This is a genomic window from Burkholderia sp. 4NA327C6 (assembly GCF_005502655.1).
In the GTDB taxonomy this organism is placed as follows: Bacteria; Pseudomonadota; Gammaproteobacteria; order Burkholderiales; family Burkholderiaceae; genus Burkholderia; species Burkholderia contaminans.
The window spans coordinates 166,484-178,896 of record NZ_SCNZ01000014.1; the positions used below are offsets into that span (position 1 = coordinate 166,484).

The 12,413-nt window shown below is 57.0% G+C and carries 11 protein-coding genes; 5 read left to right on the forward strand and 6 right to left on the reverse strand.

Annotated elements, in window-relative coordinates; translation table 11 throughout:
- Positions 1-55: 55 nt before the first annotated feature.
- The 6 genes from FFS49_RS16865 to FFS49_RS16890 form a co-directional block, all read right to left on the reverse strand.
- Positions 56-1,507 carry a TniQ family protein gene (locus FFS49_RS16865; RefSeq protein WP_224756087.1) on the reverse strand — a complete coding sequence of 484 codons (1,452 nt, stop codon included), beginning with the start codon at positions 1,505-1,507 and terminating at the stop codon, positions 56-58.
- A complete protein-coding gene (locus tag FFS49_RS16870; protein WP_105815487.1) occupies positions 1,504-2,556 on the reverse strand; it encodes an ATP-binding protein in 1,053 nt (350 codons plus the stop codon). Before FFS49_RS16870 ends, FFS49_RS16865 begins: the two co-directional genes overlap by 4 nt.
- 18 nt (positions 2,557-2,574) lie before the next feature.
- Complete coding sequence (locus FFS49_RS16875) at positions 2,575-5,505, reverse strand: DDE-type integrase/transposase/recombinase (protein ID WP_105815488.1); 2,931 nt, start codon at positions 5,503-5,505, stop codon at positions 2,575-2,577.
- Positions 5,502-6,248, reverse strand: a complete 747-nt coding sequence (locus tag FFS49_RS16880; protein WP_224756088.1) for a hypothetical protein — start codon at positions 6,246-6,248, stop codon at positions 5,502-5,504. The genes FFS49_RS16875 and FFS49_RS16880 overlap by 4 nt, the downstream gene beginning before the upstream one ends.
- Before the next feature lie 778 nt (positions 6,249-7,026).
- Entirely contained in the window at positions 7,027-7,614 is a 588-nt protein-coding gene (locus FFS49_RS16885; RefSeq protein ID WP_105815490.1) for an HAD domain-containing protein, read from the reverse strand.
- 8 nt (positions 7,615-7,622) lie between these two features.
- Positions 7,623-8,300: an HAD domain-containing protein gene (locus FFS49_RS16890; protein ID WP_308727764.1), complete on the reverse strand. Its 678-nt coding sequence runs from the start codon at positions 8,298-8,300 to the stop codon at positions 7,623-7,625.
- On the opposite strand from FFS49_RS16890, the gene FFS49_RS16895 reads away from it, so the two are divergent.
- The 5 genes from FFS49_RS16895 (at position 8,299) to FFS49_RS42600 (ending at position 11,710) form a co-directional block, all read left to right on the forward strand.
- The gene (locus tag FFS49_RS16895) at positions 8,299-8,838 is read left to right on the forward strand and encodes a DUF6471 domain-containing protein (protein WP_105815492.1); all 540 of its coding nucleotides are present in this window, start codon (positions 8,299-8,301) and stop codon (positions 8,836-8,838) included. The genes FFS49_RS16890 and FFS49_RS16895 overlap by 2 nt on opposite strands.
- Positions 8,839-8,899: 61 nt before the next feature.
- Positions 8,900-9,514: a hypothetical protein gene (locus FFS49_RS42595; RefSeq protein WP_224756089.1), complete on the forward strand. Its 615-nt coding sequence runs from the start codon at positions 8,900-8,902 to the stop codon at positions 9,512-9,514.
- Entirely contained in the window at positions 9,498-9,698 is a 201-nt protein-coding gene (locus FFS49_RS42930; protein ID WP_105815493.1) for a BPSL0761 family protein, read from the forward strand. Before FFS49_RS42595 ends, FFS49_RS42930 begins: the two co-directional genes overlap by 17 nt.
- 582 nt (positions 9,699-10,280) lie before the next feature.
- On the forward strand, positions 10,281-11,246 hold the full coding sequence (locus tag FFS49_RS16910) for an N-6 DNA methylase (RefSeq protein ID WP_224756092.1): 966 nt from the start codon (positions 10,281-10,283) through the stop codon (positions 11,244-11,246).
- A 209-nt stretch (positions 11,247-11,455) separates the two neighbouring features.
- Positions 11,456-11,710 carry a hypothetical protein gene (locus tag FFS49_RS42600; RefSeq protein WP_224756090.1) on the forward strand — a complete coding sequence of 85 codons (255 nt, stop codon included), beginning with the start codon at positions 11,456-11,458 and terminating at the stop codon, positions 11,708-11,710.
- The last annotated feature ends 703 nt before the right edge of the window (positions 11,711-12,413 follow it).

A 12,413-nucleotide genomic window follows, 5' to 3' on the forward strand; every position in this document is an offset into this window, starting at 1 on the left:
GGAGTTAATCAATTAATGTCGTTTTCGACACGAATTGGTTGTTTTTCCATAGATATCAGTCCATAGCTGGACGGTTTTCCTGTCGTCGTCTCCGACGGCCTCCGCTCTTACGGCCACCCGCCCCGCTGCGGGCATCGACGCCTGCAAGGCAACGCACTCGCTCAAGGAAGATGCCGGCTTGCTTGTACCGAAAGCTCAAACCGGTCCTTTCGAAAACGTCCTGCTGTACTCGACGTCTTACGGGCTTTTCCCGTTTCGCGACAATAGCGTCGAACGATTTCCGAAACTCGTGGAACTTTAAATCTTCCAATTCCCTTGCAGTGCGGCGCACACGCTCCTGCCCGGCATCCACGAGTTGCTGGTTCAGCGTGGGCGAGAGCGAACGCAGAAATTTGGTCGAGACGTCCAATAGGTCTGCGGCCTCGCGCGCGGAAGACGCTCGCCCTGATTCGACTATCTGCTCAAACTCCTGCCGAAGTTCATTCCGCGGCCGGCGAGCCCCTTTCCGTTTGCGGACGCAAAGCTGAGTCGGCCGAGCCGGAGCCGGGCGTTTGAACAGCATCACCTTGTTCCCGAGAATCACGTCCGAGATAGCGGCGCCACAACAGAACGCAATGAGCGCCAGACGCGGGAGGCTCGGGCGCGTTTTTCCCGATGTCCACTCGTGAAGCGCTCCTTTGCTTACGCCGAGATGCTGGGCGAAATGGGAGAGGTTGCCAGCGAAGAGCACCTCGGTTGCATAACGGAGGAAGTTCGTCGGCGCACCGACGTCGTGAAATTCATGTGGGTGATGATGCAGGTCGTCGACTAAATCGGCGACGAGCCGTGCGAACTGGACGTCCTCCTCATTCGCTGGCTTTCCAACGTCGCTCGCCAGACTGCGTCCGTTGACTCTTGAGATTCCGGGCAGCCAGAAACTGCTCGCATTGGCGCGCTTTCCTTGTCTGTGGAGCCAGAAGAGGTTGTCGTTGTTGCGATTCGATTTATCAACTGCTTGAAGCTGGACGCAGTGCAGCGGGCAAGCGGCGACGCAATCAATCGCCCATAGCAGACGGTTATATTTTGGCCGCTCCGAACTCTCATCCTGCGTGTAGCAAATCGGACAGAACCGTTCGATTGGCGACAACAGCTTGGTCGGCGGGACAACCGCCTTCAAAGGAACGAGGGTGTGGAGTTGGAGGTCGTTGCGGCCCGTCGCGTGGTTGAGCGCTTTGGCCCAACTGTCGGCCAACTCTGTCACTCCAGACGTCGCCAGCCCGTAGCAGTAGCACGCCATCTTCGCACGCCATCCTGTCGACCCTGACCCAATTAACGGCACGACTGAGCGAAAGGCTAGCGTCCACGGAAGCATGCAATGGTCCTCGCTCAGACGACGGAAGTAGCTGGCGAGGTCTTCCAGGTCGTCACCGCTGTGACCCTCGGGGTTCAGCGAAAACAATGCCGACCGTGGCGGCGCATCTTCCGGCCAGCCGCCGGGTCTGCATGCAGTACTCGTCAACTCTGTCATCCGTGCATCCTCCCGTTGATTTTGCGTCGCGTCTGCTCCTCGAGCAGCAATACGTTCCGAATATCCTGCTCGGTGGCGTAGTCGTGTTCACGCTCCATCTGGAGGAACGGTTGGACCTCCGCCTCGCCCACCATCGTGTCTCGAGCAATCTTCCGCTGAGCTTCTTTCGACGGCATGCTCTTCAGGAGGCACGCATCGCTCCATACTTTCCTTTTACTTTCGCAGCATCGGCCTGCAGCGCCCGTTAGCACATCAACTGTGGCTCCAGGCAATCCGAATGTGCCGGCGAAGAGGTACTCGAGCCGGTTCTCGATGTCGATATCGAACCCATACGGAAGGTGGGCAAGCAGTGACTTCACGAAGGTGCAGTATTCGGTGAAATCTCGGTCAGTCTGGAAGTATCTGGGATAGTGAACAACGCCGATGCGCCGCGCTAACTGCGCCGACGCGAGCACGAGCTGTTCGCATCCGTATGCCCCGAGTAGAAGCAGGTTGAACCCAGACCGATTCGACAATGACTTCAGCAAATTTCCGTACTGCAGTGGGTCAGTCAGAGAGTTGGTGAAATGCACCGCCTCGTCGAGTATCAGGTGCTTTACCTCGCGGCGCCTAAGCGCCCGTTCAAACATCATCCGGCTATTTCGAACGGGGTCGGCGGGCTCGCTGACATTCTCGAGCAACACGGGTCCATCCAAAGAGCTGGGCGCCATCAGGTCGGCACAGAGGCGGTTGTAGAGAAGGTTGAAATTGAATTCGCCTCTGTCAGCGGCATCGACCTCGCTCATCACGGCCGGAATGATGTGACGCTTCTCCTGAAGCTGTACCGGATACCTGGACAAGAGGCTTTGCAACTGTTTGCGGCCAAAGGTCGTCTTCCCCACTCCAGGCGGGCCCACGACCAGCGTTATGGAAAGACCGGCACCTGCAGTCATGCGGCTGCGCACTTCATGCATCACCGCATCGAGATTTCGGTGCGGAACGCAGGTTGCCTTCATGTATGCGGCCTTGTCCTCGGGCGAGCCGGTGATGGCCTGTTCGCGGGTAATCATGGTCGACCTTTAGTTCAATTAAATAGGATTCCTTACAGGTAGATGGGAGTAGTCGATTTTGAAGCGACCGAAAGTGCGAGGTGGGTTCGGACGTGGCGCGTCGTTAGCCCGACGCCGATAATTCGTCACTAGCGCTTCGTCAACACGCTCTTCATCGTGCGGTGCCGACGCGCTGTTTTCCGTCGAGGCGTCGACGTGGTCAGTGCCTGAAACTTCAGCAACCTCCTCTGCGCTTTCGATTTCTGTCAGATGGGGCTTGCCATAGATGAGCCGCGTAGCGCCAGTCACATCGGCAGCCACAGGGACATTGTGCTCGGCAAGCACATCACGCAGAACACTCTCAAAGCTACCCTCGGGCGCAGCGCGTAGGCGCAGGCGCACCTCATACACGGCGTACCGGAGTTCAATCTGAGTTAGGTGTCGGTACTGCATAAGGAGCTTAGAGACGCATTTGACCCAATGACCGTCGATGCAGGCATAGGCGACGCAAACGTTCCACATGTCTACGCGAACTTCAACCTTCTTTCTGTTACGACGAGCGGCAAATTCATCGGCCCAATACCAGATACGCCCGACCTGGATACCCATCTGGTTGTCGATTTCCCGAGTACCGCCGCGGCTGACAGGTATCAAGGTCTGAAGCATGAAGCGCTCGTCATAGGGCCTCAGACGTGTCAGCCGGCGCCCGGTCACCATGAACCGGTTTTTCATGTATTCGTCGGGTGTGTGGTCATGCGCGGGGTGCCGCCATTCGCGGTTGTACTCGACGAAGAAAAAGTAATCGAGAAGCCCGTGCAGTTCGACGAACGAGAGATGGTCCGCTCGCATAGGGTCAACGGACCGTGTCAGCGTTCTCACGTGCTGCGTGGCCTTGGTGTTTCCGGCCAACTGATGAATCAGCAACTGATTGGTCGTGCCGAATAGGCGCTCTATTACGCTGCCGAATCGAGATTCATGTGCCGGACGAAACTCAAGCGTGATGTCGTTCAGGTCGCAAAAATTGTCGAAGGCGTTCGAGTGGAACTCCTTCCCGTTGTCGCAGACCAGGAAGTCAGGAACGCGCTTATGCAGGGCAACCATGGCACGCATTGCCATCATGCAGCTGACAGTGCTCGGTGGATGCGCCGCAAGGTAGAACGCGAGAACCGCACGAGTTTCGGCATCAATCACAGTGGTGAGCCATGGCCTTAGTCTGTAAGTCCTGCCGCCGTGGCCGCGGGCTTTGATGATGATGTCGAGCTTGGTGTGGTCGATATGGGCTCGATGGAACGGCCGGCCCCCATGTATCTTGTCACCGCGGCGCAGGTACCAAACGGCTGGCTCCTTGTTATAAGCCCTACGGTCGCCTTCGCGTGAGCGAACGTCACGAAAAACTGCGGAACGCTGATAGAAAGTATTGGGCGAGCATGGCTTGACGCCACGCTCACGGCAGAGGCGAACGAAGGCATCGTATGAGTGCCTTCCGGAAGGATTCGTTGGATTGTTCGCCCCAAGCGCAACCTCGCGAATTAGCGCAAGCACTTCGTCAAGGATTTGTGGCCCCCTTCCGCCCGGGCGTCGCGGGATGAGCGCTAGCATTTGAAGCGGCCGAGATTCGCCGGCGCTACGAATTTTCTGCTGCCACCGCTGAATTGTGCGGGCGCTGTAGGGATGCGGTATGGCGGTGTGCTCCAGCTGCTTGACCAGCTGGAAACGTCGCCGGGCTGTCTGAATCTGCTCGTCGGTGATGTACTCGCATTGAGCAAGTAGTTCTTCCGTCGACTTCGGTGTCGACAGCAGGTGGATATCGTCCTGCAGCAACTGCTGGAACCGCAATTCAGGCATCTCTTCGAACACGCGAGATTCGGAGTCTCGATAGAGGACCTTGCCGGAAGGCATTGCTGTTACGGTGTAAACGTCCGGCTTTCCGCGAAACATAAACTCGGTGCCGACGTCGACTGTCATCACGAAGTGTGTGGATACCGTATGAGGTGGAGGTCGACGCCATTTCACAGCGTCGAGCTGCTCCAAGCTCGAACAAACGACGACGGACGCAGGGTCCGAAAGGTCGTCATAGTCCAGGTCGACGAACAGACGCTTATCTGCGATGGCTTGTAGGACATCATCGACGCGAAATCTACCCGGCGGTGTCGGCAGCACAAGCGGCTCGTTCCACGGTGTTCGGTCGTCGAACGCTAGGGCGAAGAGGGCGGCCATGCTCATTGCTCCGCGCTTGCTGACGATGCGGTCGATTGCTGACCATGCATCCTCCCTCAGCGTCGACATCTCGTTGTCGAGATACGCGCGCAGATGACTGAGATTATCAACGAATCGCTGATTATGCTCGGCCGAGGAGCGCAGGCAAAACGTGATACCAAGCGCCTTGAAATATTCTTCTCGCTCTGGACAGTGCCACGTTGCGTCGTCCTCCGATTTGAAAAAACGAAACGGATACTTCTTCGCAAGCGCAACCAGCTTCTCCTCGTTTTTCCACTCTTCCACGAAGGGGCCGTTCGGAGTCAGGCGAAAAATGTCCGGTGTGTACGGCACCGTATGTGTGTATTCGGTGACCTTGCCGCGCCGAGACGTCCGCCGGATTTTCGTTGGGATGCCTACTTGCGGTGGCTGGCAGTAATGTTCGCGTGTCGTACCGTCCAGGTCGTACCGGAACAATGCTGCAAATTCGACGCTTCTGCTTTCCGTGGCAACGCGGTCATCCAGTTTGAGCGGTGTATAGCGTGTGACGACGTTGCGTGCGCGCCCTCCAACACGTCGTGAAGGCGATTCCGTTCGGGCTCGGATGATGTATTTCCGTCCCTCCTCCGGAGTGCCCCATTCGTCCATAACGGCGAGGAGTTCTTCATCCGAGAACGGTTTTGCTAAGCCGCCGGGGCGGCTTTCGAGCCAGAGCGCCTCGGTCCGTTGCCAAGTCGAGAGCGGCGGAAGTTTGACCGGAAGCTCGATGGTCATTTTCCGCTCCCTGCGGAGGGCGACCAATTGCGGATATGCGACAGTCGACGACGCCCTCCGTCGCTCTTGAAGATGCGAATCGTTAGGCAAACCCGTTCCCACTGGTCGTGCGATGTGTAGAGGTTTGTCAGCAGACCGGCATCTTCATGTGGCCCCGGCCGCCGTTTCTTCATAGTGGCTGCAGCGAGCCACCTGTTGGCCTCGCGCATTATCCTGTCCTCAGGGCCGTCGTCGAGGTATGTTCGCCATTCCACAAACGCGGCGCGGCTCGAGGCAACACGGAACGTTCCGCTTTTGGTCAGCATCGTAATTCCCACCGACATAAAATCCGGTGCATGGACAGTCGCCTCGTGCAAGCTACCCGGTGGTGACAACGTCACTTCGAGAATCTTGTCGAAGCCATGGAGCTTCACGAGAACCAACGGGGCACTCGGGGTTTCATGCAAATCCTTGACCTGTCGCACTGTTTTTGAAACACGGTCCAATACATCCGGATGTTCCGGCGGCGTCAGGGCCGAAGTTCGGCACAATCGCGCGATGCTGCGGGGACATTGCGGGTCTTGCCGATTCTTCTTTTCGTCCGGACTTGGACCGGGCGCTGGCATACGAGGCATGCCCGGTGTGCGTGATGAGCGCTCGATAACGTTCCGAGATTGCGACGCAAGCGCGCTGAAAGATGCTAGCCGCCAGGCGAAATCGTCAAGCTGGCTGGTGAACGATGACCGGCGCGTTTTTGTGTGCATGTTGTTCTCCGCGAATGAACTTCGAGTTGACTCACGTCCGCCTCGCGGTACGGTTAACTACGTGCCTGCGAAACACGGACGAGATGACACTTTTCGCCGCGCTGACAGCGAAAATGCCTTAACGGCGACAGTTGCCTGCGACCGGGTCTACGACAGTCCGGTCGCGAGCATCGCTGCCCAGAGTCGGCCCCTGTGGTTGGCTTTGCCGGGAGCGATAAGAGGAGATGGTGGGGTGCCGAGCGGGCCGAATGGCGGGGGCGGAGAGGCGAGGAAACCGGGGGAACTAGCGGTGATAAAATGGGGTCGCGTTCTTATTTTGATATTCCGCTCGGTTTGGGGCAACCAACGCGGGATAACATGCTGAGAAACGCGAGACGGTGGGCGATTTTCACTGAAACTTAGGCGCATTTGAGAAAGGCTCCGCGCTCGTTTAGGACGAGCAAAGTCTTTGACGCCCGATAGCTCCCGTGAGAAAATTTGACTGCCAGTCGTGGTTTTCTCTTTTGAGGAGCCACCAGGGTCGCGGTTCAAGTTCGCTTGGGCTTAGCGACCCTTTCTCGTTTCTGGGGACGAAAAAGCACGGTCACTAAGCCCAAGTTGGCCGGTTCGGTGGGGGGAGGTTTTAAGCTTCCGGTGACGAGCCTCCTAGGGTCGAAGAGATGCTAAATTCTAAAACTGCAACTTCTCCTTGTATACCAGTTTGGCGCGAGAATATCATTCGAAAATGCTCTGTCACTTTAGTCGACAATTGCGGTTTTCTAAATATATATCGACAATTTCACTCTTCTCGATGGTCGGCTGATGGGGTCTCCGTCAATTGACGAACAGCGGTTTTCCGCCCATTTCGTATTGAGGGAATTTGCACCGGCTGCCGGTCTATTTTGTCAGATGCGGCTCGACTCCATTGGGAGTGCAAGCGTTTCTTGAGCGCTCTCATCGCGGAGAGGCACGATAAGCCCGTTTCCTCATTGACCAGTAGCACTTGAGGGAGCAGGCTCTCACCATATCGGGCGGAGCTGTTGTCGAGGACTAAAAGCTCGTTTGTCTGCACACCGATGTGTCTTTCCGCTTCGCGTACCCGATTGGGCAGTGGTGCCTCATCAATTCCGCCCACGAGTGTGGTGCCTACTACCCTTGGCCGAATGGATGCAGGTAAAAGTTCGAGACAAGCTTCGACGGTGAGATAGTAGGTCCACCACGTGTTGAGCACGACGGCGGCATCCGGGCAGCCTTCAAGTGCGTTCTCGAGCGCCGGCGCATACTCGAAGGTCGTATGGCTTGGCGACAGCAACTCGGGGGGGCGGCGATATCGATACTGGAGATGATTCGGATGAAGAACACCATCGAAGTTCAGATAGACGAGCATATATGCCTCTATGCAAGAAAATCGGAATCCTCATCGATTTCCGCAACGTCGGCATCCAGCAGCTGCACGATGCGGTCGACAATCTCGGCTATCTCTCGCGCGCCCATCGCTTTCGTCACGTGCACCGCTTGAGCCAGGTACTCGTACGGAACTGCATACGGTGACGCGTCAACTATGGCAAGACGAGCCGGACATCGTCGACGTATGTCGGCGCGCAGGATTTCGATGCGAGACGCAGTAGTGCTGCGCCTGTGCGAGCGATTGCCAGGCATCGTCGCGCCGATGGTCATGCACGCAATTTCGTCGGGGAGCAGCCTCAGGAGGCTTTGATAGCCAACGTCGCAAACCCATCGTGAGTTGATAACGACAGATACGTTTGGTAGGCCGGCAAGGAGGCGAGAAATTGCCGGCAGTAGGGGCAGCGGGGTGACGCGCGGCGGTTGGTGCTGGCAGCACCGTGGTCTAATGTTGGCGGGACGGTGCGCAAACAAGACGCCCTCAATGCCGAGGTACATGACTTGAGCCATGGTCGCGTGGTTCCGGTAGCCCCGCCGGGGTTGGACATATCCTAGAGAGACGGTCCAAACTGGTAGTGGCGGGGGATAATGACGGGACTCTTTGCTGGGCGATTCTTTTACTTTTCTTGAAAGAGTCGTGTGCGTTTCCTCACACAGAAAATAGTGCATGTCAGTGCAATTTCAAGTCAAATTTGCTTCCGGCGCGGAAAACGGCTGGGCCAAGCTCGCATCTCGCGCTGCCCGGGTAGTGCTCGCGCGGCAAGATATGAGCTACACGGAACTAGCCGGCGAACTCGCGAAGCTTGGCCTCGCGGAGTCAGCACACGCTGTCGAGGCGAAGGTTTCGAGGGGAACGTTCCGGTTTGCCTTCTTTTTGCAGCTCATCGCTGGCTCGCGCACGGACTACCCATATTTATGGGCGAGCGCTCTCTCCTCACCGGAGACATGGGAGGCCCGGGCTGCCGCCGTGTTCGCTGCCGAAATGACGGGGCAACCTTGGCTCAACTGGCAGATGCTGTCGAATCGCCTGCAGGAAATCGGTGTTAGCCTTCCGTCCGAATCGCTGCAAGCTCAAGTCGACAGCGGCTCGTTCTCGACGACATTGTTTCTTCAATGCGCGACTGTGTGTCGCTTTGAAAGCATCTACCGCTTTCTGGACACTTCCGCGCTTCATCGCGTCGCTTTGGCGAATTCACCCCAACCGTAACGGTGGCTTGGAAGCTAATTTTTCTTGCGTATTTCGGCCCACGACCTAGACTGAGTGTTGCGTGAGAAAACTCACGCCAGTGCGCCCGCATAAGAAAAAATATGAGGCGGTGCTGCGAGCCAGTCACATCGACGGCTCCGCCGGGACGCAGCCCACGTTCGTTGGATTGAGAGCACGTTTTGTCGCCACGCCCCCGAGATGCGACTTCCGTGTTCGACGCAGCATGCTCGTCTGCAAGCCTGGGAAGTTCTCTGGCTTGGGGCCGGTCGCAAACTGGAAATCCATGCGCTTGTACCAGCTGTGCAGACGGCTGCTCGGACTTCAGATGAAGGAGGCCGCTATGGCCTTGTGGAACATCGCGTCAGTAATGTCCCAGCCCGAGGTTTCTATCGCCAGGTGGCGAGTTCTGGAAATCGATGCCGGGACCAGGCACTTCGTCGGAGCGGACGAGCGAGATTTTAGTGGCCGCGTCAGTTCTGCAATCGTGGCATTCGACTACAAAATGTTGCGGGGCCGCACGCGGTCAGGCCGGGTCTATCAGCTGATAGGCCTTCCAGGACACTCGACCAACGCCGACTATGTTTGGCAGCATTGGTGTGCTATTAACGATGTAAAGTCGTTCTCGGATGTGACGAAGGAACTGCTTGCAGGCAAAGCTGATGACGACGGCATATGAGCGAACGAAATCGGTCATCGAGACGCGAGAGTTCTTGCGGCGGCTTGCATCTTCTGACGACATTGTGAGTTGCGGACATGCTAGGTCGGTTGCGGTACGGTTGCTTCGGCATTATCCCCTCGACATTGACCTCAAAGTTTCGGCGGCGGCATTACCTGGGATTTGGGCCGTCCCGGAACGCTAACGACGTGACAGAATAGCGGTTGCGAGGGTGCACTGACTGACCGAGCGAGTGTGATGGAATCGACTAGCGTATCGTAAGGATGTCGCCATGAGGCAGCACCTACGGTCTTTTTTAAGGTCGCGTTTTTAGCATTCAAACTCTTTTCGCGCCCGCCACACTCCTCAAAGTATTGCCGAAACAGAAACGCAGGTGAATCACACGTTGAAATAAGATGTGAACTCGGCCAATCCATTGTTTGACGTGAACGTATAGTAGACTTCCATACGCGAGACGGGGACCGCCACGACTGCCGAGTGGGGAATCGCAGCAAGCTAGGCCCAGTGGATAACACTGGCCGGAGCTTCTGCCGGCGGGGTCATACTGACATTGATGCGCAGGCGACATGCGATGAGCTTGTGGTCAAGGCGCCCGAGTCCGCTCTGAAAGCCATTAAAGACCTAGACCGATGCAGCGAGCAGATTCGATAGCCACCTGCCAATGACGCCAACCACAAAATCCCAGTTCCTCCGCCTCGTCCGCGCTCTTCGGGCTGTCATGCAAGGGGCGCAACTCGGAACAGATGTGGTCATGGGTAGCGCATTAATGCGCTGGTGTAAGGAGTCGTTCCCGGGGTTGCCGCGTTCCGGCCTGCCGGCGAATGCGCAATTGCGGAATGCCCCGGCCGTCGCTGCATTCGTCGACTTCGTGAAGAAAAAGGACCTTCTTGAGGCGATTTACTGGCTCTCCTCGGCCTATGCTCAGCTCGCTGGCGAAGAGCGCCGTAAGCAACTGGCGATGTTCTTTACGCCGCCATCATTGACCAAACGTCTGCTGGATGACTTGTCCGCGAGTGGCGTGGATTTTTCGGTCCGGAAGTTCTGTGACCCCGCGTGTGGGGGTGCCGCGTTCCTAGCGCCAATTGCGATGCGCATGCGCGATGCATTGCGCGAGCGAGGAACATCCGCGACGCAAATTCTTGACCACGTACAGCGCCACCTCCTCGGATTCGATAAGGATGCTGCTCTGTGCGAGATGTCAAAGCACTTCCTGCTGATGGTTCTGCATGACGAAGTCGTCGCGACTGGTGCGCGACCGAAGTTCCAGGTTCACCAAGGCGATTCGCTGATACGAGCTCAGTCACTGCTCGGGGCTCTCGACGTTGTGGTTTGCAACCCACCGTTCCGGAAGATGCCGTCCGCCGAGGTCACGCATTACCTAGAGCACTTCGCGGACATCATCGAAGCGCAGCCGAATTTGTACGCACTTTTCATGGCCTTATGCGTCAAATTGCTGGCGCCGGGGGGAACCTGCGCGCTTGTAACGCCGACAAGCTTCCTGTCCGGCCAATACTTTTCGAAGCTGCGCACGTTCTTGTTGACCCAAGCCAACGTGTTGAGTATCGGCATGGTTAGCCACCATGCGTCGTCCTCAAGGAGCCATTTGACCCAAGCTCCGGTCGACTTGTCACCTTCCTCGCGTGCCGCGTTGAGCGCGAGTCTCATAAACGTCGGATATGGCGTCTGTCGCAACGTATTCATGAGGTCGTGCGCTCGTTCGGGATTAGACTGAAATATCGCGCTCCAAGAATCGCGGACAAGCGCAATCAGAAGGGTCCAATCTTTGTAGTGTCGGTTCTGCCAGTGCGCAATGATGGACGGCATGTCCCACATGCTGGCGTCACTACGTTCATTTGCTTGTCCAATTTCTCTCATCAGGTCCAGCACGTCACGGAGCGCCTCGCACGCAATTCCAAATAGCTCCGGAAGGGCGTTTTGCCATTGAAGCGAGTCTTTGACTTCTTCCATCGCTATTCGCAGATGGTCATCCGTCAGGACAACTTCGGCGTTCACAAGGTGTCGGAGTTGTTGCTGGTGCTCCATATCAACGGGTGTTTCGCTCCGGAACCGGATTGGCTTGCGCAAAATCACTCGGGCACCCAGAATTTGCTTGAATTGCAAGCGCAGCGCCGTGGTCATGCCTTCTCGCAGGAAGTGCCTCACCCACTCGAAAATGTGAAAGTCAGTATTGGCTGACCCGACGCGCCCCAGCAGAACCAGGTTCCACAACGTGCGCATCGCGGGTCGAGGAATGCCATGCGGGGAGTCATCCTTGAATCGCTTAATCTCTTCGGCGCTCTCCCGCTCCTCCATTTGTGCCGTTTCTTCGAGCCTCTTGCGAACCTGGCTGGCAAACGGCTCGCTAAGGTGGCCGCCGCGACTGGCAAGCCAAAGGAGCAGTTCTGGGGCATCGAGATATCGCACCAGCCACAGAGCGAGATAGGACATCACGCGGTCCATGGAGCGCGGGTTGCCCCCGTGGCTGACGATACTCATCTCGGCCGCCAGGCTGTATGGCATCGGCCGATGTGCCAAGCTGAATCGTAGTTTCGCATCGACCTCTTTGTCTGGACTAACGCCGAATCGAGGGAGGTCTCTGTGCTCGAACCGCGTGTCGCAAAAGTGCGGAAGCCAGTCCAGCGTCGGTGCTGGGGAGTGCTCCGCAAACAGTCTTGCAGGCGTTCCGTCAGGCTCGCTAATGGCCCATAGCATGCGGCCGATTAGGTCATCTTGTTGATTTCCACCGAGTCTTAACCCACCGATTTCATCTAAATCTGACCCACCCCGAGACAGCGTAGTACATCTATTCCGGTGTGGATAACTCTTCGTTACCCGCTGGTTTTGCTGCTCTCTTTCTTGTCGTCTTCGCCTTGGCAGAACTGGTCCTGAAGCGCCACGA

Bases quoted from the DNA above. Each gene is read 5' to 3' on its own strand.
- FFS49_RS16910 (WP_224756092.1), top strand. From the start codon at position 10,281: ATGCGCTGGTGTAAGGAGTCGTTCCCGGGGTTGCCGCGTTCCGGCCTG.
- FFS49_RS16870 (WP_105815487.1), bottom strand. From the start codon at position 2,556: ATGATTACCCGCGAACAGGCCATCACCGGCTCGCCCGAGGACAAGGCC.
- FFS49_RS16895 (WP_105815492.1), top strand. From the start codon at position 8,299: ATGTCAGTGCAATTTCAAGTCAAATTTGCTTCCGGCGCGGAAAACGGC.
- FFS49_RS16890 (WP_308727764.1), bottom strand. From the start codon at position 8,300: ATGCACTATTTTCTGTGTGAGGAAACGCACACGACTCTTTCAAGAAAA.
- FFS49_RS16885 (WP_105815490.1), bottom strand. From the start codon at position 7,614: ATGCTCGTCTATCTGAACTTCGATGGTGTTCTTCATCCGAATCATCTC.
- FFS49_RS16865 (WP_224756087.1), bottom strand. From the start codon at position 1,507: ATGACAGAGTTGACGAGTACTGCATGCAGACCCGGCGGCTGGCCGGAA.
- FFS49_RS42930 (WP_105815493.1), top strand. From the start codon at position 9,498: ATGACGACGGCATATGAGCGAACGAAATCGGTCATCGAGACGCGAGAG.
- FFS49_RS16880 (WP_224756088.1), bottom strand. From the start codon at position 6,248: ATGCACACAAAAACGCGCCGGTCATCGTTCACCAGCCAGCTTGACGAT.
- FFS49_RS16875 (WP_105815488.1), bottom strand. From the start codon at position 5,505: ATGACCATCGAGCTTCCGGTCAAACTTCCGCCGCTCTCGACTTGGCAA.